Source organism: Defluviimonas salinarum, from assembly GCF_026013545.1.
Taxonomy (GTDB): domain Bacteria; phylum Pseudomonadota; class Alphaproteobacteria; order Rhodobacterales; family Rhodobacteraceae; genus Albidovulum; species Albidovulum salinarum.
Map to the genome: position 1 here is coordinate 80,364 of NZ_JAPDOG010000005.1, position 21,462 is coordinate 101,825.

Genomic DNA, 21,462 nt, shown 5'->3' on the forward strand with positions numbered 1-21,462 from the left:
GACGCTATTCGGCCGCCTTCTGCATCGCGGTGATGCCGACGAGGAAGTCGCGCAACTCGTCACGCAGCTCCTCGCGGGCCAGCCCGAAGGCGACCGTCGCCTGAAGATAGCCCGCCTTCGATCCGCAATCGAACCGCTGGCCGCGGAAGCGGAAACCGTAGACGTTGTTCGACTTGGCGATCTCTTCGGCGATCGCGTCGGTCAACTGGATCTCGCCGCCGGCGCCGGTCTTCTTACGGTCGAGGTTGGTCATGATCTCGGGCGTCAGGATATAGCGCCCGATCACCGCAAGGTTCGACGGCGCATCCGCAGGCTTCGGCTTTTCCACCATGCCCTTGACCGACACGATCGAGCCCATGTCCTCGCCGATGTCGAGCACGCCGTAGGATGACGCCTTCTCCGGCGCCACTTCCATCGCGGCGACCATGTTGCCGCCGACCTCGGCATGCGCCTCGACCATCTGCTGCAGGCAGGGTTTCTCGGCGGCGATCACGTCGTCGGGCAGGATCACCGCGAAGGGTTCGTCGCCCAGAAGCCGACGCGCGCACCAGACCGCATGGCCAAGGCCAAGCGCCTTGTGCTGGCGGATGTAGGCGATGGCCCCCGATTCCATGTTGGTCGCCCGCAGTGTCTCGAGCAGCGCGGTCTTGCCGCTTGCCTCGAGCGTCGCCTCGAGCTCGTTGGCATGGTCGAAGTAATCCTCGAGCGCGCTCTTGCCGCGCGAGGTCACGAAGATGAACTCCGTGATCCCCGCGGCGCGGGCCTCGTCGATGGCGTACTGGATCAGCGGCCGGTCAACGAGCGTCATGATCTCTTTCGGAATCGACTTCGTTGCCGGCAGGAAACGCGTTCCAAGGCCAGCAACCGGAAAAATTGCTTTCGTGACTTTCGAGTTCATTTAAACCACCGTCGTTTCGTTCCCCGCGGGCCTGTCGCCCTGCGTTCGTATGCTTTGCGTCGACTGATACTCGGTTCTAATCCCGAACGACAACCATACGATGTTTTCCCTCGGTTTCCGGAAAAAAGTTCGAAAACACCTGCCCGGAGCGGCCTTTCGCCGGACAGTGTTCCGTTTCACCGTATAGTGTCCCGAATCAGGACCTTGGGCGCGCTATCAGGCCGCGCTCAGGACATGCCCATCTCGGCCAACATCGCCTCGATTCGCGGGACGTCTTCCGGGTTGTTCAGCTCCCAGAACTGCCGCCCGCGCGCCTCGACCTCGACGCAAAGAACCGTCCGTCCGCACTCGAGGAACCGGAGCTGTTCCAGACCCTCGAGAGTCTCCAGGGCACCGGTCTCCCAGCCCGGATAGGCGGCGAGCGCGGCGGGGCGGTAGGCATAGACGCCGATATGATGGAAGACCGGCGTCGCCTCGTCCGCGCCGTAACGCCGGCCGGTATATGGTATCACTTCCTTCGAGAAGTAGAGCGCCCGGCGGCCGGCGCCGAAAACCGCGGTCGTGCCGCCGACGCGCCCCGCGCGGCGATCCTCGAGGAACCCGTTCAGCGCGCGGCCGTCGCAGCGCAGCACCGGCGTCGCGATATCGGCGCCGGGATCGGCCTGCAGCCCCGCGACCAGCGCCTCGACGAACCAGTGCGGCGTGAGCGGCGCGTCGCCCTGCAGGTTGACGACGATGTCATAGCGGCCGCCAAGCGCCGCATGCGCCTCGGCGCAGCGTTCGGTGCCGTTGCGGCAGGCTTCCGACGTCATCACGACCTCGGCGCCGAAACCCTCGGCTTCCGCCTTGATACGGTCATCGTCGGTCGCCACGACGACGCGGTCGACACCCTTGACCTGCGTCGCCGCTTCCCAGCTGCGCCGGATCAGCGTGCGCGCCTCGCCGTCAGCACCCTTCAGCGCGACGAGCGGCTTGCCCGGATAGCGTGTCGAGGCATAGCGGGCGGGAATGACGACGAGAACGGTCACTGTTTCACCAGAAGAACACCCGGCGCATAGGCGATGAAGAACGGGTTCTCGAAACCCGGCTTGCCGTAGGTCAGCGGACTGTGGTCGTCGAAGCGCACGACCTCGCCGCCCGCGCCGCGCAGCACCGCGTCGCCCGCGGCGGTGTCCCATTCCATCGTCCGCCCGAGCCGCGGGTAGAGATCGGCCTCGCCGGTCGCGACGAGGCAGAACTTGAGGCTCGACCCCGCGCTCGTCATGTCGCGCACCGCATATGCCGCGATGTAGTCGTCGGTCGCCTGGTCGCGATGCGACTTCGAGGCCACCACCATCAGGCCCCGGTTGTCGGGCACCGAAACCGTGATCGGCACCTGTTCGCCGGGCGCTTCCTTGTCGAAGGCGCCCTTCTCCTCCACCGCGCGGCCATCGCCGAGCGTGTAGAAGAGCCGTCCCTTGGCCGGCGCATAGACGACGCCGCGCAAGGGTACGCCGGCCTCGACATAGGCGATGTTCACGGTGAAGTCGCCGCGCCGCTGGACGAATTCCTTGGTTCCGTCCAGGGGGTCGACGATGAGGAAGGTCGAGACCGCCTGCCCGTGGCTCGCCGCCTGCTCCTCGGTCACGAGCGCCACGGCGGGAAACGCCTCGGCGAGTCCTTCGGAAATCAGCGCATCTGCAGCCTCGTCGGCCTCGGTCACCGGGCTCGCGTCGGACTTGGACCGCACCTCGAAATCGGGGGAACTGTAGATCTCCATGATCCGGTCCCCGGCCTCGAGCGCGAGGCGCCGCATCACCATTGTCAGGCGGTCGAAATCCAAGGCGGCATCTCCTCATTCGGTGCGAGTTGATCGGCAGAGCGGTTCACCTTATGATCGCCCGCTAAGGGATCGGCAAGATTTCCGGGCGAAAAAACACCAGTCTCAGGCATCATCAGCGGAATCGGGCAGAGCGGCATGTTCGGAGTAGAGCGGCGGAAATCCCGGCTGAACTCGTCGCTGGCGATCCTCGAACTCATCTATCACAGCACGGTGCGCGCGATCCGGCGCAACCACAAGAATGCCTTGGTGGGGCTTCTGACCAACATCCTGCAGACGGTGATCTTCATCGGCGCCTTCATCGTAACTTTCAACCTGCTCGGCATGCGCGGCAGCGCGATTCGCGGCGATTTCACCGTCTACATCATGACGGGCATCTTCACGTTCATGTGCAACATCAAGACGTCGGGCGCGGTCATCGGCTCGGAAGGTCCGACCTCGGGAATGATGCTGCACGCGCCGATGAACACCGCCATCGCGATCGGCTCGGCGGCGCTCGCGGCTCTCTACACCCAGGTCCTGTCGATCGTCGTGATACTCGGGGTCTATCACATGGCCTACGCGCCGGTGCAGATCGAAGATCCCGTTGGCGCGCTGGGAATGCTCATCCTCTCCTGGCTCTACGGGATCGGGATCGGCATGGTCGTGCTCGCGATCAAGCCGTGGTGGCCGGCGTTCGCACGCGTCGCGCAACAGATCTACACCCGCGTCAACATGTTCGCCTCGGGTAAGATGTTCGTCGGCAACACACTCAGCTTCTCGCTGCTGGCGATGTTCGACTGGAACCCGCTCTTTCACATCATCGACCAGATGCGCGGCTTCGTGTTCATCAACTACAATCCGCACAACTCGTCGCTGACCTACCCTGTCTATTTCACGCTCGCGCTGATCGCCGTCGGGCTGATGGGCGAGTTCAAGACCCGCAAACACGCCTCAGCGAGCTGGAACGCGGCGCGCTGATCCGGGTGCTCCGTCGCGGATTTCGACAGTTGGGCCGGCGAGTGTGGCCGTGATTGGGCCCGGCGTCTTGCTCTGTCGGTCTTTGTCCGGGTGGCGATTCGCAGTTCAGTCCACGACCCGGAGCGTGAGGTTGATGCGTCCGCCTTTCGGCAGGAGCGTCGATGAGCCGGACGCGATCCGGTCGACGCCATGATAGGCGAGCCGCGCCTCCCCGCCGAGCGCCAGGACGTCACCGGAACGAAGCCAGAAGCTTTTCGTCGGCCCGCCGCGGGTCGTGCCGCCGATCCGAAACCGGGCGTCGTCACCGAGGCTGATCGACAGGACCGGCCAGCGGAAATCGGCCTCGTCACGGTCCTGATGCAGGCCCATCCGCGCATCTACATCGTAGAAATTCACCAGACAGCAATCGGGAGCGCGCTCCGCGCCCACGAGACGGCGCCAGACCGCCTGTACCCGCTCCGGGATCGGCGGCCAGTCTGAGCCACAGGGATGGCGCGGAACGTAGCGGTAGCCCTTCCGGTCCGCGTACCAGCCGTATTTCCCGGCCGAGGTCATCCGCACCGACATCGGCTTGCCCCATGGGGTCAGCGGCGAGAACAGGGGCGCAGCCGCGACGACGGCGCGGATATCCCCGACCAGCGCAGCTTGTTCGTCTGCGTCGAGATAGAGAGCATACAAGGCCGCGCCCGCGATCCGGGCGGTGGGATCGGGCGGTACGGGCGACGCCGGAGAGTGGTCGCGATTTTCCACGGATTTTCCCTGTTTTTCCCGCCGTCACGGCGCTTGCAGCGTCAGATTCCCCTCCTTATATACCCCACGAAGCCGGTCGGGATCACCCGGCCGAAATCTAGGGATCGGCGTCAGGGGCCGCGATCGGATCTGGCGCCACATCATCGCCGAAGGAAAGGTACATACATGGCCAAAGTCATCGGGATCGACCTCGGGACCACGAACTCCTGCGTCGCCATCATGGACGGGGCGCAGCCGCGCGTCATCGAGAACTCGGAAGGCGCCCGCACCACGCCCTCCGTCGTCGGCTTCACCGACAGCGAGCGTCTCGTCGGCCAGCCGGCCAAGCGCCAGGCGGTCACCAACCCGACCAACACGGTCTATGCCGTCAAGCGCCTGATCGGCCGCCGCATCGGCGACGCCGAGGTCGAGAAGGACAAGAAGCTCGTCCCCTACCACATCGTGGACGGCGGCAACGGCGACGCCTGGGTCGAGGTGAAGGGTGAGAAATACTCTCCCGCGCAGATCTCCGCTGTGATCCTGCAGAAGATGAAGGAAACCGCCGAAAGCTACCTCGGCGAATCGGTCACCCAGGCGGTCATCACCGTCCCGGCCTATTTCAACGACGCCCAGCGTCAGGCCACCAAGGACGCCGGCAAGATCGCCGGTCTCGAAGTCCTGCGGATCATCAACGAGCCGACGGCGGCGGCACTCGCCTACGGTCTCGACAAGAAGGAAACCCGGACCATCGCGGTCTATGACCTCGGCGGCGGCACCTTCGACATCACCATCCTCGAAATCGACGATGGCCTCTTCGAGGTGAAGTCGACCAACGGCGACACCTTCCTCGGCGGCGAGGACTTCGACATGCGCATCGTGAACTACCTCGCCGAGGAGTTCAAAAAGGAGCATGGCGTCGACCTGACCGGCGACAAGATGGCGCTGCAGCGTCTCAAGGAAGCGGCCGAGAAGGCGAAGATCGAGCTTTCTTCCAGCCAGCAGACCGAGATCAACCAGCCGTTCATCTCGATGGACAAGAACACCGGCACGCCGCTGCACATGGTCATGAAGCTGACCCGTGCGAAGCTCGAATCGCTGGTCGCGGACCTTATCAAGAAGTCGATGAAGCCTTGCGCCGACGCGCTCAAGGATGCCGGACTTTCCAAGGGCGACATCGACGAGGTCGTGCTCGTCGGTGGCATGACCCGGATGCCGAAGGTGATCGAGGAAGTGACGAACTTCTTCGGCAAGGAGCCGCACAAGGGCGTGAACCCGGACGAGGTCGTGGCGCTTGGTGCGGCGATCCAGGCCGGCGTGCTGCAGGGCGACGTGAAGGACGTGGTCCTGCTCGACGTGACCCCGCTCTCGCTCGGCATCGAGACGCTCGGCGGTGTCTTCACCCGCCTCATCGACCGCAACACCACGATCCCCACGAAGAAGAGCCAGATCTTCTCGACGGCCGAAGACAACCAGAACGCGGTGACGATCCGGGTCTTCCAGGGCGAGCGCGAGATGGCAGCGGACAACAAGCTCCTCGGCCAGTTCAACCTCGAGGAAATCCCGCCCGCGCCGCGCGGCCTGCCGCAGATCGAGGTGACCTTCGACATCGACGCGAACGGCATCGTCTCGGTCAACGCCAAGGACAAGGGCACCGGCAAGGCGCAGCAGATCACCATCCAGGCCTCGGGCGGACTTTCCGACGACGAGATCGAGAAGATGGTCAAGGACGCCGAGGCCAATGCCGAGGGCGACAAGAAGCGCAAGGAGCTGGTGGAGGCCAAGAACCAGGCCGAAAGCCTGATCCACTCCACCCGCAAGGCGCTCGAGGAGCATGGCGACAAGGTCGACGCCTCCACCGTCGAGGCGATCGAGCTGGCCATCGGCGCGCTCGAGGAAACGCTGAAGTCCGAGGATGCCGGCAAGATCAAGGGCGGCATCCAGAACGTCACCGACGCGGCGATGAAGCTCGGCGAGGCGATCTACAAGGCGCAACAGGCCGAAGGCGCGGCGCCGGAAGGTGACGACGAGGGTCCGCGCGGCGTCGATGACGACATCGTGGATGCCGACTTCGAGGATCTGGGCGAAGACAAGCGCAAGTAACGCGACCGGAACCCCGGGGCCGGCCTGACGCGCGTCGGGCCGGCCCGCGCGTTCCCCGAGAGGGCGAAGAATGGCGAAACGCGACTTCTACGAGGTTCTGGGTGTCGGACGCGGCGCATCGGCCGACGAGATCAAGAAGGCCTATCGGGCGAAGGCCAAGGAGCTTCACCCCGATCGCAACAAGGACAAGCCGGAGGCCGAGGCCCAGTTCAAGGAAGTGAACGAGGCCTACGACGTCCTCAAGGACGACACCCGCAAGGCGGCCTATGACCGCTTCGGCCATGCCGCCTTCGAGGGCGGAATGGGTGGCGGTCCGCGCGGCGGCGGGCGCGGCGGCTATGGCCAGCAGGGCGATTTCGCCAGCGCCTTCTCTGACGTGTTCGAGGACCTCTTCGGCGACTTCATGGGCGGCCGCGGCGGCGCCGGCGGACGAAACCGCGCCCAGCGCGGCTCGGACTTGCGCTACAATCTTCGGGTCACGCTCGAGGAGGCCTATAGCGGTGCCCAGAAGTCGATCACCGTGCCGACCTCGGTTGCCTGCGGCATCTGCAACGGCACCGGGGCCGAGGGCGGCGCCGAACCGCAGACCTGCCCGACCTGTTCGGGCATGGGCAAGGTCCGTGCCCAGCAGGGCTTCTTCACGGTCGAGCGCACCTGCCCGACATGCGGCGGGCTCGGCCAGACGATCAAGAACCCGTGCAAGGTCTGCCACGGCGCCGGGCGTACCGAGAAGGAGCGCCAGCTTTCCGTCAACATCCCCGCGGGGGTCGAGACGGGCACGCGGATCCGCCTCGCCGGCGAGGGGGAAGCCGGGTTGCGCGGCGGTCCGGCCGGCGACCTTTACATCTTCATCGAGGTCCGCGAACACGCACTTTTCCAGCGCGACGGGGTCAACCTCTTCTGCCGGGTGCCGATCTGGATGACCACCGCGGCGCTCGGCGGCGAGGTCGAGGTGCCAACGATCGACGGCGGCCGCAGCCGGGTGAAGATCCCGTCGGGGGCGCAGACCGGCAAGCAGCTGCGGCTGCGCGGCAAGGGCATGCCGGCGCTGCGCGGCGGCGGCGTCGGCGACATGCTGATCGAGATTGCGGTCGAAACGCCGGTGAACCTCACCGCGCAGCAGCGCGAGCTCCTGCGCGAGTTCGAACGCCTGAGCGAGGACAACAACCCCGAAGGTTCGTCGTTCTTCTCCAAGGTCAAGAGCTTCTGGGACGGCATGAAGGGCTGAGCCGGGCCTCCTGAGAAGGTTGAATTTGACGGCGCGGCTCCCCGGCTGCGCCGTTTGTCTTTCGGGCGCATGTTAACCAATCCTTCACCACGACGCGGGAATCTGGCCGCATGGGACCGACTCGCGCCTTTCATGAAGCTCCGATGCCGCTCTTTCCGGGCGACGAAGCGCTCGCGGTCGCGCTGCCCGAGGGCAGGCTGCCCTCCTACATCAAGGACCACCGCCAACGGTTGCGCGCCCGTTTCATGGACGGCGGCGCGGCGGCGATTCCCGACTATGAACTCCTTGAACTCGTGCTTTTCCGAGCGATCCCGCGCCAGGATGTGAAGCCTCTCGCCCGTCGGCTGCTCGACCTGTTCGGCGATTTCAACCGCGTGCTCTCCGCGCCGGCGCACCGGCTCACCGAGGTGCAGGGCGTCGGTGACGCCGTGGTGCAGGAGCTGAAGATCGTCGAGGCGGCGGCGCACCGGCTGGCGCGAACCAGGGTGATGCACCGCGCCGTCCTGTCGTCGTGGGACCAGCTTCTCGACTATTGCCGCACCGCGATGGCGCATCGGGAGACCGAGCAGTTCCGGGTGCTCTACCTCGACCGCAAGAACGTGCTGATCGCCGACGAGGAACAGGCGCGCGGCACCGTGGACCATGTGCCGGTCTATCCGCGCGAAGTGGTCAAGCGGGCGCTGGAGCTCAATGCGAGCGCTCTCATCCTCGTCCACAACCACCCTTCGGGCGACCCGACGCCGTCGGAGCAGGACATCGTCGTCACCGGCCAGATCCAGGACGCCGCTCGCGTCATGGGGATCGTCGTCCACGACCATCTGATCGTCGGCAAATCGCGCGAACTCAGCTTCCGGGCCGAGGGGTACTTCTGATGAACCGGCCCGGATCATGAGACTCCGGCAATCGTGGCGTATACGCGCGTTGCACCCGGACCGCAGTTGCGTCGCGCGGTCCGGGCGTGACATTACACACGACCATTCGTGAAAATGGCGGGCCCCGATCCGGGTACCCGCCATCAATACGCAGCCGTTGGCATATTCCCTTAAGCCGTGCGTCCGTCTTGCTATGCGGTCGGCAGTACGAACCCGCGTCAGGCCAGCCGGCCGTGGCAATGCTTGAACTTTTCCCCCGACCCGCACGGGCAGGGATCGTTACGTCCGGGGTCGCCCCAGCTTGCCGGATCCGTCTCATCGAATCCCGCCGCCGCCCCGGCCATCGCGGCAACCGGAGCCGCCGCCGCAGCATTGGCGTTCTGGGCGGCCTGCTGCTCGTTGATCTGGCGCAACATTGCCTGCTGCTCCTCCTCGGTCATCGGCCGGACCTGAGCGAGCTTGCGCGTCACGTCCTCGCGCAGGCCGTCGAGCAGATTCTCGAAGAGCGTGAAGGCCTCGGTCTTGTACTCCGACAGCGGATCGCGCTGCGCATAGCCGCGGAAGCCAACGACCGAGCGCAGGTGTTCCAGCGTCACCAGATGCTCGCGCCACTTGGTGTCGATGGTCTGCAGCAGGAACTGCTTCTCGATCTGGCGCATGGTTTCGGCCCCGAACGCCTCGGCCTTCTCGGCCATCAGCTCGTCGGAGGCCTTGCAGACCCGCTCGCGCATCTCTTCCTGATCGACGCCTTCCTCGGCCGCCCAGTCCGCGACCGGAAGCGCGAGCGCCAGCTTCTCCTTCACCGCGGCGTCGAGCCCGGAGATGTTCCACTGTTCGGCATAGCTTTTCGGCGGCAGGAACTGGTCCACTACGTCGTCGATGACCTGGTGGCGCATGTCGCCGACGATCTCCTCGAGATCCTCGGCCTCCATGATCTCCAGCCGCTGGCTGAAGATCACCTTGCGCTGGTCGTTCATCACGTCGTCGAATTTCAGGAGCTGCTTGCGGATGTCGAAGTTGCGGCCCTCAACCTTGGCCTGGGCCCGCTCCAGCGACTTGTTCACCCAAGGGTGGATGATCGCCTCGCCCTCCTTCATGCCGAGCGTCGACAGAACCTTGTCGAGCCGCTCGGACCCGAAGATCCGCATCAGGTCGTCCTCGAGCGAAAGGTAGAACGACGACCGCCCCGGATCGCCCTGACGGCCCGACCGGCCGCGCAACTGGTTGTCGATGCGCCGGCTCTCGTGCCGCTCGGAGGCAAGGACGAAGAGCCCGCCGGCCTCGAGGACCTGTTTCTTCTCCTCGGCATGCTCCGCCTCGATCCGGGCGCGGATCTCGTCGGGATGGGCTTCGGGATCGGCGGCAAGCGCCTCCATCACCTTCATCTCGACATTGCCGCCAAGCTGGATGTCGGTACCGCGACCGGCCATGTTCGTTGCGATCGTCACCGCCCCGACCTTGCCGGCATCGGCGACGATCTTCGCCTCCTGCTCGTGCTGGCGGGCATTGAGCACGTTGTGCCTGATGCCTTCCTTCTTCAGCAGCTCCGAGAGCATCTCGGACTTCTCGATCGAGGTCGTGCCGACGAGGACCGGCTGGCCCTTCTCGTTGGCGGTCTTGATTCGCTTTAGGATCGCTTCGTATTTTTCTCGCGCCGTGCGATAGACCTGGTCGTGGTCGTCCTTCCGTGCCACCGGCCGGTTGGTCGGCACCTCGACCACGCCGAGCCCGTAGATTTCCATGAATTCCTCGGCCTCGGTCGAAGCCGTGCCGGTCATCCCGCCGAGCTTGTCATAGAGGCGGAAGTAGTTCTGGAAGGTCACCGAGGCGAGTGTCACGTTCTCGGGCTGGATCGACACGCCTTCCTTGGCCTCGATCGCCTGATGGAGGCCGTCCGAGAGCCGCCGGCCCTGCATCATCCGGCCGGTGAATTCGTCAATGAGCACGATCTCGCCATTGCGGACGATGTAGTGCTGGTCCTTGTGAAAGAGCGTATGCGCCCGCATCGCCTGGGTGGCGTGGTGGACGATGGTGGTCGATTCCGGGTCGTAGAGCGTCTGGCCTTCGGGCAGCACGCCGGCCTCCGTCAGCCGCTGCTCGAGGTATTCGTTGCCCTCCTCGGTGAAGGTCGCGTTGCGTGCCTTCTCGTCGAGCTTGTAGTGCTCCTCGGTCAGTTCCGGGATGAAGGCGTCGAGCGTCTTGTAGAGCTCCGACCGGTCCTGGCTCGGCCCCGAGATGATCAGCGGCGTCCGCGCTTCGTCGATCAGGATCGAGTCGACCTCGTCGACGATGGCGAAGAAATGGCCGCGCTGCATCATCTCGTCGATCGAGTTGCGCATGTTGTCGCGCAGGTAGTCGAAGCCGAGCTCGTTGTTCGTGGCGTAGGTGATGTCAGCCTCGTAGGCGGCCTTCTTCTCCTCGGCCGACTGGAACGGATAGACGACGCCGGTGGTCAGGCCGAGCGCTCCGTAGACCTTGCTCATCCATTCCGCGTCGCGCTTGGCGAGGTAGTCGTTGACGGTGACGATATGCACACCCTTGCCCGAGAGGGCGTTCAGGTAGGCCGGGAAGGTCGCGACCAGCGTCTTGCCCTCGCCGGTCTTCATTTCGGCGATGTTGCCCTGATGGAGGAAGATCCCGCCCATGAGCTGCACGTCGAAGGCCCGAAGCCCCAGCGCCCGCTTCGCCGCCTCGCGGCAGTTGGCGAAGGCCTCGACCAGCACCGAGTCGAGGCTCTCGCCCGACTGCACCCGCTTGGCCAGCTCCTCGGTCTTCTCCTTTATCCCCTCGTCGGTGAGGTTCTGGAACTCCGGTTCCAGCGCGTTGATCTTCACCACCAGCGGGCGGACCGACTTGACCATGCGGTCGTTCGGCGTGCCGAAGACCTTCTTCGCGATTGTTCCGAGGCCCAGCATTTTTTCTCCGCTCGGGTTCGACTGACTGACCTGTGAAGAAACGCGGCCTTGCCGCTGCCTCGCGCTGTGCCTAGAACGGCTGCGAAACCGGGTGCGGCTCGGCCCTCACGGGACCATCGCGATGTAAGGGTCTGCCGTCCGATAGTCAACGTCGCGCCCCGTGCGCGGCCCGATGAGGAGTTGAGATCATGCTGAAACCAGCCGCCCGCCTTGGCGCTGTTGCCCTGTCGCTGGCGCTGTCGGCGCCCGTCCTCGCCGCCGAACCGAGCGCCGAGACCGTTGTCGCCACCGTCAACGGCGTGGACATCACGCTCGGCCACATGATCGCTTTGCGCGAGAGCCTGCCGCCGCAATATCTCCAGCTCGACGACGAGACGCTGTTCAACGGCATCCTCGACCAGATCATCCAGCAGGCCGCGCTCGCCGAGGCCGCCGAGGCCGACATGGGCACGCGCGACAAGCTTTTCCTCGACAACCAGCGCCGCAGCTACCTTGCCGGCACCACGCTCGAGGAAACTGCCGCCTCTGCGGTCACCGACGAGGCGGTGCAGTCGCTCTACGACGAGAAATACGCCAACACCGATCCCGGCACCGAATACAACGCCGCCCATATCCTCGTCGCGACCGAGGACGAGGCCAAGGCCATCAAGGCCGAACTTGACGGCGGCGCCGATTTTGCCGTGATCGCCAAGGAGAAATCTACCGATCGTGGCTCGGCGGAAGCCGGTGGCGACCTTGGCTGGTTCGGCGTCGGCATGATGGTGAAGCCCTTCGAGGACGCGGTTCTGGCGATGGAGGCCGGCACGGTCTCCGATCCGGTCCAGTCCGATTTCGGCTGGCACCTGATCAAGCTCAACGAGACCCGCGCCGCCACCGCGCCGACGATCGAGGACGTGCGCGCCGAACTCGAAGGCGAGTTGCAGGGCTCGGCAGTCGAGGCCAAGGTGACGGAACTGACCGAGGCGGCGAAGGTCGAGAAGATGGTCGAGGGAATCGATCCCGCCATCCTCAAGAACACCGCGCTCATCGAGAACTGACAACGCCGGAACGGGGGACCGACATGGCCAAGAAGGACGACGACTGGAAGGCCGAGGCGAAGAAGCTGAAGGATCAGGTCAAGCGGCTGCGCAAGACCATCGAGGACCGCGTCCTGCCGGCCCTGGGCGAGACTGTCGAGGCCGGCGTCGACGCCGTGATCGACGCGGTCGCGACCGGTGCGGAAGCGGTCAGCGCGCGGGTGAAGCAGCCGAGCCCGGTCTCGCCGCTCGCCCCGCAGGACGGTTTCCCCGCGCTGCCGGTGATCGACGGCGTGGAGTTCGCCGCCGTCGAGGCCGGCGTGCGCTACAAGAACCGCACCGACGTGATGCTGGTGCGGCTCGCCCCCGGCACCGCGATCGCGGGCGCCTTCACCCGCTCGGCCACCCGCGCGGCCTGCGTGCTCGACTGCGAGGCCAAGCTCGCCGGGAAGCCCGCCTCCGAGGAGGGCGCGGCGATCGTCGTCAACTCCGGCAACGCCAACGCCTTCACCGGCAAGGCCGGGCAGGAGTCGGTCGACGCTGTCACCGATGCCGTCGCCCGCGCGCTCTCGATCCCGTCATCGCGGGTCCTCTCCTCCTCGACCGGCGTGATCGGCGAACCCCTGCCGCATGGCCGGATCACCGCCAAGCTTGGTGACCTCAGAACCGCGCTCGACGCCGGCGGGATCGAGCTGGCGGCGCGCGCGATCATGACGACCGACACCTTCCCCAAGGGCGCCTCCGCCGAGATCAAGGGCGACGGCGGGCCGATCCGCATCGCCGGCATCGCCAAGGGCTCCGGCATGATCGCGCCCGACATGGCGACGATGCTTGTCTACATCTTCACCGACGCGAGGATCTCCTCGGCCAACCTGCAGAAAATGGTCTCGCGCCAGGTCGACGCCTCGTTCAACGCGATCACTGTGGACAGCGACACCTCGACCTCCGACGCGCTGATCGTCGCGGCGACCGGCAAGAGCCCAGCCGCCGAGATCGCGGACATGCGCTCGGCGCCCGCCAAGGCCTTCGAAAAGGCGCTCGGCGTGGTGATGCTGGATCTGGCGAAACAGGTGGTGCGCGACGGCGAAGGGGCGACGAAATTCGTCGAGGTCCGCGTCACCGGCGCAGCCGACGCCAGCGACGCCCACAGGGTCGCGATGGCGATCGCCAACTCGCCGCTCGTGAAGACCGCGATCGCGGGCGAGGACCCGAACTGGGGGCGCATCGTCATGGCGGTCGGCAAGTCCGGCGCCAAGGCCGACCGCGACACGCTGTCGATCCGTCTGGGCGACCTGCTCCTGGCCGAGAAGGGCTGGCGCAGCCCGGACTACAGCGAGGAGGAGGCGGCCGCCTACATGAAGCGCGACGAGCTGGTGATCTCGGTCAACCTCGGCCTCGGCAAGGGCGCGCGCACGGTCTGGACCTGCGACCTCACGCATCGCTACATCGACATCAACGCCGACTACCGGTCGTGAGAACGCTCCTCGTCTCGGCGGTGGCGCTCATAGATCCCGACGGCCGGGTGCTCCTTGCACGCCGGCCGGAGGGCAAGTCGATGGCGGGCCTGTGGGAGTTTCCCGGCGGCAAGGTCGAACCCGGCGAGACGCCGGAGGCCGCGCTGATCCGCGAACTGCACGAGGAACTTGGCATCGACACCTGGGCAAGCTGCCTTGCGCCGCTGACGTTCGCGAGCCACGCTTACGACGACTTCCACCTGCTGATGCCGCTCTTCGCCTGCCGGAAATGGCAGGGCATGCTGCAGTCGCGCGAGGGTCAGGAACTGGCCTGGGTCCGCCCGAAGGACCTGCGCAGCTACCCGATGCCGCCCGCCGACGTCCCGCTCATCCCGATCCTGCGCGACTGGCTCTGATAGCCACCCGAGCGACGATCCGCCAACAAAGTGGGGTGTCCGCAAATCGTGCTGGCCGGGATTGAACCCAAAGCCACATGGCGGCATCGCATTCCCAGAGCTGTGCTCGGGAAATCAGTAAGAGTGCGTTTCACAAACCAGAATGCTCGTTCGTGAGGTGAAAAAGTCCCGTGCGAAGGGGATATCAACGCCGAGCGCTGCAGGCGGGTGTTCTTCGCAGACACGCAGCATGTCTTTGTGCATGTCTATTGTGCCATTGAAAATCGAATCGCCCCTCTTGTCCGGCCTTCTTGTTTCCCAGACAGCTTCGCGATCGACAGTAATTCGAAATCCGGTTTGCTCACAAAGACCGCATGCGCCTCGGAGTGTCGGCGCGCGATAATCGACGGTCTCAAAAACGACCTTCTTGTTCTCGATCATGCACTCTGCCGGGTCCTCGTTAAGGGCATGCAAATCGCGGGGAGCATCTCGCTCTCGGGCATCTGAATGGAGCTGCCCCCTCCGACTTCAGTCCGAAATACCCTGACGAAGAAATGCTGCTGATAGGAAATACCATCAAGCTCGTAGCAATGTGCCAGAACCACGGATCCCCATTGATCCGCCTGGGCTTGCACGAAGCAAGCGAGTTGGATTGCCAAGCTCAACAAGATAGATCTGAAACTTGGCAAAAGAGGGCGCCTGTTAACAAAATTCTCTGCGAACGGTCCGATCATAGGCATGAATCCGCTGCGCATGCAAAGGTCTGCCGGGTCCACAAGGCGGACCAACACGACTTGCGGACATCTCCAAAGAAAAAGCCGCCCGAACCCGGGCGGCCTTTCCAATTCACAATCGCGGGCGCGATCAGGCGAGCTTGCGCTCGACCTCCTCGCGCTCGAAGATCTCGATGACGTCGCCCGGGCGGATGTCGTCGTAGTTCTCGAACGCCATGCCGCATTCCTGGCCGGACTGCACTTCCTTGACCTCATCCTTGAAGCGCTTCAGCGTCTTCAGCGTGCCCTCGTGGATCACGACATCGTCGCGCAGGAGCCGGACGCCGGCCGAGCGACGCGCCACGCCCTCGGTGACGAGGCAGCCCGCGACCTTGCCGACGCCGGAGACCTTGAAGACCTCCTTGATCGACGCATAGCCGATGAAGTTCTCGCGGATCTCGGCCGAGAGAAGTCCCGAGGCCGCCTTCTTCACGTCGTCCACGAGATCGTAGATGACCGAGTAGTAGCGGATCTCGACGCCCTTCTGGTTCGCCGCCGTCCGTGCCGGCGCGTTGGCCCGCACGTTGAAACCGATCACCGGCGCACCCGACGCTTCGGCAAGACCGATATCCGATTCGGTGATCGCGCCGACGCCGTAATGCAGCACGCGGACGCGCACTTCCTCGTTGCCGATCTTCTCCATCGCCTGGACGATCGCCTCGGCGGAACCCTGCACGTCGGCCTTCACCACGATCGGCAGCTCGGAAATGTTCTTGTCTTCCTTGGCCTTGGCCATGAGCTGTTCGAGCGTCGTCGCCGCACCGGCCGCCGCGCGCTTGTCCTTTGCGGCCTGCTCACGGTAGTTCGCGATCTCGCGCGCCTGCGCCTCGGTCTCGACCACGTTGAGGACGTCGCCGGCCTCCGGCGTGCCGTTGAGGCCAAGGACCTCGACCGGCACCGACGGCCCGGCCTCGGTTACCCGCTCGCCCTGGTCGTTGATCAGCGCGCGCACCTTGCCCCACTGCTCGCCGACGACGAAGATGTCGCCCTGCTTCAGCGTGCCGTGCTGGACGAGAACCGTGGCAACCGGGCCGCGGCCGACGTCGAGCTTGGCCTCGATCACCGCACCCATCGCGGCGCGTTCCGGGTTGGCCTTGAGTTCGAGGATCTCCGCCTGCAGCGCGATCGCCTCGAGGAGGCTGTCGAGCCCCTTGCCGGTCTTGGCCGAAACCTCGACATCCTGCACCTCGCCCGACATCGCCTCGACGACAACCTCGTGCTGCAGCAGATCGGTCCGCACTTTCTGCGGATTGGCGGACGGCTTGTCGCATTTGTTGATCGCGACGATCATCGGCACCTTGGCGGCCTTGGCGTGGTTGATCGCCTCGATCGTCTGCGGCATGACCGCGTCATCGGCGGCGACCACGAGCACGACGATATCCGTCACCTGCGCGCCGCGGGCGCGCATCGAGGTGAAGGCGGCGTGGCCCGGCGTGTCGAGGAAGGTCAGCACGGCACCCGACTCGGTCGTCACCTGGTAGGCGCCGATGTGCTGGGTGATGCCGCCGGCCTCGCCGGAGACGACGTTGGTCTGGCGGATCGCGTCGAGCAGCGAGGTCTTGCCGTGGTCGACATGGCCCATGATCGTGATGATCGGCGGGCGCGGCTGAAGATCCTCGGCCTTGTCCTCGACCGTGTCGATGACCTGCTCGACGTCGGCGTCGGAGACGCGGACCGCGTGGTGGCCAAACTCCTCGATCACCAGCTCGGCGGTGTCAGCGTCGATGGGCTGGTTCATGTTGACCATCATGCCCATCTTCATCAGCGCCTTGACCACGTCGGCGGCGCGCTCGGCCATCCGGTTGGCAAGTTCCGAGACGATGATCGTCTCGGGCAGCTGCACGTCGCGCGACTGCTTCTCGGCGCGCTGGCTCATGCCCATCGCCTTCTGGCGGGCACGCTCCTGCTTGCGCTTCATCGCGGCCAGCGAACGCTGGCGCCCGCCCTCGCCGGAAAGCGCCTCGGAAAGCGTCAGCTTGCCGGCGCGACGGCTGTCGTCGCGCGCGCCCTTGCCGCGCGAATCCTTGTCGGTGGCGGCGCCGCGGGTGTCGCGCTCACGGTCGGTCTTGCGCGGGCCACCGACGCTGACGCCCTTGGTTTCGGCACGGCTCGCGGCAGCCTCGACGGCCGCCGGGTCGACCGGCGCGGGTTTCGCCGCCGCCGGCTTCTTGAACTCTTCCTTGCGGGCGGCGCGGGCCTCGGCTTCCTCGGCCTTGCGGGCCTCTTCCTCGGCCTTGGCCTTCAGCGCCTCTTCGCGCTCGCGATCCTCGCGCTCCTTGGCTTCGATCTCGGCGCGGCGACGCTCGCGCTCTTCCTCGCGCTGACGCTCCTCCTCGGCGCGTTGAGCGGCCTCTTCGACCTCGCGCGCCTTGGCGGCCTGCAGCGCCTTCAGACGGCGCTCCATCTCGGCATCGGAGATCCCGGCCGGACGGCGCGACGGATCGCCCGCACCCTTGGCGCCGGCAGAACCGGACGAGCCCGCAGCGGCACCGGGCTTCGGCACGACGACGCGCTTGCGTTTCGTCTCGACGACGACGCTCTTCGTCCGGCCATGCGAGAAGCTCTGCTTCACCTGGCCGGAACGCCCGCCACCGAGGCCGAGAGGTTTCTTACCGTCTGTTTCGCTCATGCCGACTTCGTATCCTTCCCGGCGGACCTTCCGCCGTCATCTTTTCGCAAACCCGAAAGCTTTGCCGCTTCCTCTACTACACGCGCAGAGAGTCCGCCAGCGGCAAGCGCGCCATGTATCACACTATCGCGGCCAAATGCCAGCCCGAGCTCCGAGGAGGTCAGGCAGCCGAACCAGCGCCCGCCCTCCGGGGTCCAGAGCTTGCCCTTGCCGCGCTCCGATCCGTCGGAGGCCTGGAGCAGCACCTTGGCCCTGCCCTCGGCCAGCCAGCCCTTGACCTTCTCGAACCCCGCGACCGCGCGGCCCGCCTTGCGCGCCAGCGACACGAGGTCGACGACCCGCCGCGCGACCGCCGCCTCGACCAGATCGGCGAGATCCGCGGGCACCGTCACCGGCGCCTTCGCGGCGCGCGAGAAGAGCCCCTTCGCCGCCGCCTTCTGGATTGCCGCCTTGTCGGCGGTGACCCAGATGCCGCGGCCCGGCAGCTTGCCGGCAAGATCGGCGACGACCTGCCCGTCGGGGCTGACGACGAAGCGGATCAGCCCGGCCTTCGGCTGCACATCGCCCGTGACGATGCAGCGCCGTTCCGGCTCGTCCCTCACCTTGTCGCTTCCCCCGCGGGTCATCGCTGTCACTCCCGAGGCCCTTGTCAGGCCTCGGCCTCCTCTTCTTCCTCGCCCTCGTCGGCCTCGGCCTCAAGCTCGGCCGGATCGACCCAGCCGAGCTGGATTCGCGCGGTCATCACGAGGTGCTGCGCCTCTTCGAGGCTCATGTCGAACTTCTCGAGGATGCCCTCGTCCTTGACCCGCTCGCCGTTCACGGTGGTCCAGCCGCCGGCCAGTTCCCAATCGGCACAGGTGGCGAAGTCCTCGAGCGTCTTGACGTCGTCCTTGGCCAGCGCCTCGACCATCTGCGGCGTCAGCCCCTCGAACGAGATCAGGCTGTCCTCGACGCCCAGCGCGCGGGCGTTCTCGAGCGCCTTGCGGTTCTGCTCCTCGATCACGTCACGGGCGCGCGCCTGAAGCTCCTCGGCGGTCGACTCGTCGACGCCCTCGATCGACAGAAGTTCGTCGATCTCGATATAGGCGACCTCTTCGAGGCTGGTGAAGCCTTCCGCGACCAGAAGCTGGGCGAAGAACTCGTCGAGATCGAGCGCCTCGACGAAGAGCTTGGTGCGCTCGGCGAATTCCGCCTGACGCCGGCGGCTTTCCTCTTCCTCGGTGAGGATGTCGATGTCGAGCCCGGTGAGCTGCGAGGCGAGCCGCACGTTCTGGCCGCGCCGGCCGATCGCGAGCGAAAGCTGCTCGTCCGGCACCACGACCTCGATCTTGCCGGCCTCCTCGTCGATCACGACCTTCGCGACCTCGGAGGGCTGCAGCGCGTTGACGAGGAACGTCGCCTGATCCTCGTTCCACGGGATGATGTCGATCTTCTCGCCCTGAAGCTCGTTCACGACCGCCTGCACGCGGGAGCCGCGCATGCCGACGCAGGCGCCGACCGGGTCGATCGAGTTGTCATAGGAGATGACGCCGATCTTCGCGCGCGAACCGGGATCGCGGGCCACGGCCTTGATCTCGATGATGCCGTCGTAGATCTCCGGCACTTCCATCTTGAAGAGCTCGGCCATGAACTGCGGATCGGTGCGGGAAAGGAACACCTGCGGGCCGCGCGGCTCGCGGCGCACGTCCTTGATGTAGCAGCGGATGCGGTCGTTCGGGCGGTAGCTCTCGCGGCCGATCTTCTCGTTGCGGCGCAGGATCGCCTCGCCGCGGCCGATATCGACGATGATGTTGCCGTATTCCTCGCGTTTGACGACGCCGTTGATGATCGTGCCCTTGCGGTCCTTGAATTCCTCGAACTGGCGGTCGCGCTCTGCCTCGCGCACCTTCTGGAGGATGACCTGCTTGGCCGACTGCGCCGCGATCCGGCCGAGGTCCACGGGGGGCACTTCCTCGACGAAGACGTCGCCGATCTGGGGATCGGCCATGTACTGCTTGGCCTGCTTGACCGTCATCTCGGCCTGGTAGTTCTCCACCGCGTCATCCTCGACGACGGTGCGGACGCGGGTGAAGGTGGCGCGGCCGGTCTTGCGGTCGATCGCGACGCGGATGTCCATCTCCGCCCCGTAGCGAGACTTCGCGGCACGGGCGAGGCTTTCCTCCATCGCCTCGATCACGAGGCCGGGGTCGATCATCTTCTCGCGCGCGACCGCCTCGGCGGTTTGCAGCAGCTCCAGCTGGTTGGCAGAGGTAATCGCCATTCACTCCTCCTCGGAAGTCTCTTCTTCGATGTCGTCAAACGCGGATTCGTCGACGGCCTGGGTGGCCTTCTTCTGCCGCAGCATTTCGGTGATCAGCTCGTCGGTCAGCACCAGCTTGGCGTCCGAGAGCCAGTCGAACTTGAGCCCGATCGTGCCTTCCTCGATCTCGATCAGCACCTCGTCGCCCTCGGTCCCGGCGATCTGACCCTTGAACCGCTTGCGCCCGTCGATGAGCTCGGAGGTCTCGATCTTGGCCTCGTAGCCCTTCCAAGCGTCGAAATCCTTGAGCCGGGTCAGCGGCCGGTCGATGCCGGGCGAGGAGACCTCGAGGTGATAGGCCTCGTCGATCGGGTCCTCGACATCGAGGACAGCCGAGACCGCGACGGAAATCTTCCCGCAATCGTCGACGTCGATGCCACCCTCGGGCCGGTCGGCCATGATCTGCAGCGTCTTGGTATTGCCGCCCATGAGCCGGATCCGCACGAGTTCGAACCCGAGGCCTTCGATGGTCGGGGTCACGATCTCGGCGAGGCGCCGGTCGATGGCGGTCTTGGCGATCAGTTCGGTCATCGGTCTCTGTCTGTCCTGGCTTCGGGCAATAAAAAACGGGCCCTGCGGCCCGTCGATCTTTCCCGGTGGGCTGCGAGTTTGGACCCCGCAGCGCCGCTGTTGAAGCGGATATAGGCGAAAGGGGGTGAGTCTGCAAGCGCAGATGCGTTCCACCCTACCCCCCGCTTTTCCAGCCCTTGTCGCGGTGGCTGCCGTCGCAATAGGGCTTGTTGCCCGAGAGCCCGCAGCGACAGAGGACGTATTTCTCGCGGCTCGCCCCCTCGCCCGCCGGCGGTGCGCCGACAAGCTCGAGGCCGAGCACCCAGTAGGGTCCGTTCTTCTGCACCTCGATCTCGGCGCGACCGTGCGGCAGCAGGTGCTCGGGCCCCGCGAGCGCCAGCGCGCCGGAGGGACAGGCGGCGATCACCGCCTCGATTTCGTTGCGGCTTCCCCTGTCGGGCTGGACCCAGGGCTTTTCCGCCGGGTTGAAGACATGCCCGGCGATGCGGCCGCATTCGGCGGCGTGGGAGCAAAGCCGCGGGTTGTAGGTGACGGTGACCTCCTCGCCCTCGTAGGCGATCAGCCGGTCGCGCCCGGCGGCCGGGATCTCCGCGCCCGACTGAAAGCCCACGCGCTTGTGGCTGCCGTCGCAGAAAGGCTTGTTGGCGCTGTGGCCGCAGCGGCAAAGCGTGGTGACGGACTTGGTTTCCAGCATCTCCCCGTCCTCGCCCTTGAGGCGGGTCAGCCGCTTGACCACGAAGGGACCGTTCTCGCGCGCCTCGATGGTGACTTTGGTGTCATCAGTCATGCGCTTCTCCCTTAGGTTCAAAGGGCAGTGTCGGTGCGCAACCGACAGGCGTCAAAT

Annotated in this window: 18 protein-coding genes; 7 read left to right on the forward strand and 11 right to left on the reverse strand. The window is 65.8% G+C overall.

Annotation, left to right across the window (positions count from 1 at the left end; translation table 11 throughout):
* Nucleotides 1–4: 4 nt before the first annotated feature.
* The 3 genes from galU to cysQ all read right to left on the reverse strand — a co-directional run bounded on the left by galU (nt 5) and on the right by cysQ (nt 2,720).
* Nucleotides 5–898 (reverse strand): UTP--glucose-1-phosphate uridylyltransferase GalU, encoded by an 894-nt coding sequence (galU, locus tag OM960_RS07410; RefSeq protein WP_263335260.1) that lies wholly within the window; start codon nt 896–898, stop codon nt 5–7.
* 227 nt (nt 899–1,125) lie between these two features.
* Nucleotides 1,126–1,926 carry a 3-deoxy-manno-octulosonate cytidylyltransferase gene (locus tag OM960_RS07415; RefSeq protein WP_263335258.1) on the reverse strand — a complete coding sequence of 267 codons (801 nt, stop codon included), beginning with the start codon at nt 1,924–1,926 and terminating at the stop codon, nt 1,126–1,128.
* Nucleotides 1,923–2,720, reverse strand: coding sequence for a 3'(2'),5'-bisphosphate nucleotidase CysQ (gene cysQ / locus OM960_RS07420; RefSeq protein WP_263335256.1), 798 nt, complete (start codon nt 2,718–2,720; stop codon nt 1,923–1,925). Before cysQ ends, OM960_RS07415 begins: the two co-directional genes overlap by 4 nt.
* Nucleotides 2,721–2,855: 135 nt before the next feature.
* On the opposite strand from cysQ, the gene OM960_RS07425 reads away from it, so the two are divergent.
* Nucleotides 2,856–3,677: an ABC transporter permease gene (locus OM960_RS07425; protein WP_263335254.1), complete on the forward strand. Its 822-nt coding sequence runs from the start codon at nt 2,856–2,858 to the stop codon at nt 3,675–3,677.
* Between the two features lie 105 nt (nt 3,678–3,782).
* On the opposite strand, the gene OM960_RS07430 is transcribed toward OM960_RS07425, so the two are convergent.
* The gene (locus OM960_RS07430) at nt 3,783–4,427 is read right to left on the reverse strand and encodes an alpha-ketoglutarate-dependent dioxygenase AlkB family protein (RefSeq protein WP_411709792.1); all 645 of its coding nucleotides are present in this window, start codon (nt 4,425–4,427) and stop codon (nt 3,783–3,785) included.
* Nucleotides 4,428–4,592: 165 nt separating this feature from the next.
* Here OM960_RS07430 and dnaK point away from each other — a divergent pair, with 165 nt between their 5' ends.
* The 3 genes from dnaK (at nt 4,593) to radC (ending at nt 8,606) form a co-directional block, all read left to right on the forward strand.
* The gene (gene dnaK, locus OM960_RS07435) at nt 4,593–6,506 is read left to right on the forward strand and encodes a molecular chaperone DnaK (RefSeq protein WP_263335252.1); all 1,914 of its coding nucleotides are present in this window, start codon (nt 4,593–4,595) and stop codon (nt 6,504–6,506) included.
* Nucleotides 6,507–6,576: 70 nt separating this feature from the next.
* The gene (gene dnaJ, locus OM960_RS07440) at nt 6,577–7,734 is read left to right on the forward strand and encodes a molecular chaperone DnaJ (RefSeq protein WP_263335249.1); all 1,158 of its coding nucleotides are present in this window, start codon (nt 6,577–6,579) and stop codon (nt 7,732–7,734) included.
* 110 nt (nt 7,735–7,844) lie between these two features.
* Nucleotides 7,845–8,606 carry a RadC family protein gene (gene radC / locus OM960_RS07445; protein ID WP_263335247.1) on the forward strand — a complete coding sequence of 254 codons (762 nt, stop codon included), beginning with the start codon at nt 7,845–7,847 and terminating at the stop codon, nt 8,604–8,606.
* Nucleotides 8,607–8,824: 218 nt separating this feature from the next.
* Here the strand turns inward: radC and secA are convergent, their stop codons facing one another.
* Nucleotides 8,825–11,521, reverse strand: a complete 2,697-nt coding sequence (secA, locus tag OM960_RS07450) for a preprotein translocase subunit SecA (protein WP_264771536.1) — start codon at nt 11,519–11,521, stop codon at nt 8,825–8,827.
* A 188-nt stretch (nt 11,522–11,709) separates the two neighbouring features.
* Between secA and OM960_RS07455 the strand changes: the two genes are divergently transcribed.
* The 3 genes from OM960_RS07455 to mutT are packed head-to-tail and all read left to right on the forward strand — an operon-like array spanning nt 11,710 to nt 14,407.
* Entirely contained in the window at nt 11,710–12,558 is an 849-nt protein-coding gene (locus tag OM960_RS07455) for a peptidylprolyl isomerase (RefSeq protein WP_264771537.1), read from the forward strand.
* Between the two features lie 23 nt (nt 12,559–12,581).
* A complete protein-coding gene (gene argJ, locus OM960_RS07460; RefSeq protein ID WP_264771538.1) occupies nt 12,582–14,012 on the forward strand; it encodes a bifunctional glutamate N-acetyltransferase/amino-acid acetyltransferase ArgJ in 1,431 nt (476 codons plus the stop codon).
* The gene (mutT, locus tag OM960_RS07465) at nt 14,009–14,407 is read left to right on the forward strand and encodes an 8-oxo-dGTP diphosphatase MutT (RefSeq protein WP_263335240.1); all 399 of its coding nucleotides are present in this window, start codon (nt 14,009–14,011) and stop codon (nt 14,405–14,407) included. Before argJ ends, mutT begins: the two co-directional genes overlap by 4 nt.
* A gap of 114 nt (nt 14,408–14,521) precedes the next feature.
* Here mutT and OM960_RS07470 read toward each other — a convergent pair whose 3' ends face one another.
* The 6 genes from OM960_RS07470 to OM960_RS07495 all read right to left on the reverse strand — a co-directional run bounded on the left by OM960_RS07470 (nt 14,522) and on the right by OM960_RS07495 (nt 21,405).
* Nucleotides 14,522–14,827, reverse strand: coding sequence for a hypothetical protein (locus OM960_RS07470; protein WP_263335238.1), 306 nt, complete (start codon nt 14,825–14,827; stop codon nt 14,522–14,524).
* 423 nt (nt 14,828–15,250) lie between these two features.
* On the reverse strand, nt 15,251–17,788 hold the full coding sequence (gene infB, locus OM960_RS07475; protein ID WP_264771539.1) for a translation initiation factor IF-2: 2,538 nt from the start codon (nt 17,786–17,788) through the stop codon (nt 15,251–15,253).
* Nucleotides 17,785–18,414 carry an RNA-binding protein gene (locus tag OM960_RS07480; RefSeq protein WP_263335234.1) on the reverse strand — a complete coding sequence of 210 codons (630 nt, stop codon included), beginning with the start codon at nt 18,412–18,414 and terminating at the stop codon, nt 17,785–17,787. The genes infB and OM960_RS07480 overlap by 4 nt, the downstream gene beginning before the upstream one ends.
* A gap of 23 nt (nt 18,415–18,437) precedes the next feature.
* On the reverse strand, nt 18,438–20,048 hold the full coding sequence (gene nusA, locus OM960_RS07485) for a transcription termination factor NusA (protein ID WP_264771540.1): 1,611 nt from the start codon (nt 20,046–20,048) through the stop codon (nt 18,438–18,440).
* Complete coding sequence (rimP, locus tag OM960_RS07490; protein ID WP_263335230.1) at nt 20,049–20,618, reverse strand: ribosome maturation factor RimP; 570 nt, start codon at nt 20,616–20,618, stop codon at nt 20,049–20,051.
* A gap of 154 nt (nt 20,619–20,772) precedes the next feature.
* Nucleotides 20,773–21,405 (reverse strand): CDGSH iron-sulfur domain-containing protein, encoded by a 633-nt coding sequence (locus tag OM960_RS07495; protein ID WP_263335228.1) that lies wholly within the window; start codon nt 21,403–21,405, stop codon nt 20,773–20,775.
* Nucleotides 21,406–21,462: the final 57 nt, after the last annotated feature.

Bases quoted from the DNA above. Each gene is read 5' to 3' on its own strand.
- rimP (WP_263335230.1), bottom strand. From the start codon at position 20,618: ATGACCGAACTGATCGCCAAGACCGCCATCGACCGGCGCCTCGCCGAG.
- OM960_RS07470 (WP_263335238.1), bottom strand. From the start codon at position 14,827: ATGATCGAGAACAAGAAGGTCGTTTTTGAGACCGTCGATTATCGCGCG.
- OM960_RS07425 (WP_263335254.1), top strand. From the start codon at position 2,856: ATGTTCGGAGTAGAGCGGCGGAAATCCCGGCTGAACTCGTCGCTGGCG.
- galU (WP_263335260.1), bottom strand. From the start codon at position 898: ATGAACTCGAAAGTCACGAAAGCAATTTTTCCGGTTGCTGGCCTTGGA.
- OM960_RS07455 (WP_264771537.1), top strand. From the start codon at position 11,710: ATGCTGAAACCAGCCGCCCGCCTTGGCGCTGTTGCCCTGTCGCTGGCG.
- dnaK (WP_263335252.1), top strand. From the start codon at position 4,593: ATGGCCAAAGTCATCGGGATCGACCTCGGGACCACGAACTCCTGCGTC.
- argJ (WP_264771538.1), top strand. From the start codon at position 12,582: ATGGCCAAGAAGGACGACGACTGGAAGGCCGAGGCGAAGAAGCTGAAG.
- nusA (WP_264771540.1), bottom strand. From the start codon at position 20,048: ATGGCGATTACCTCTGCCAACCAGCTGGAGCTGCTGCAAACCGCCGAG.
- infB (WP_264771539.1), bottom strand. From the start codon at position 17,788: ATGAGCGAAACAGACGGTAAGAAACCTCTCGGCCTCGGTGGCGGGCGT.
- radC (WP_263335247.1), top strand. From the start codon at position 7,845: ATGGGACCGACTCGCGCCTTTCATGAAGCTCCGATGCCGCTCTTTCCG.
- dnaJ (WP_263335249.1), top strand. From the start codon at position 6,577: ATGGCGAAACGCGACTTCTACGAGGTTCTGGGTGTCGGACGCGGCGCA.
- OM960_RS07480 (WP_263335234.1), bottom strand. From the start codon at position 18,414: ATGACCCGCGGGGGAAGCGACAAGGTGAGGGACGAGCCGGAACGGCGC.
- OM960_RS07495 (WP_263335228.1), bottom strand. From the start codon at position 21,405: ATGACTGATGACACCAAAGTCACCATCGAGGCGCGCGAGAACGGTCCC.
- secA (WP_264771536.1), bottom strand. From the start codon at position 11,521: ATGCTGGGCCTCGGAACAATCGCGAAGAAGGTCTTCGGCACGCCGAAC.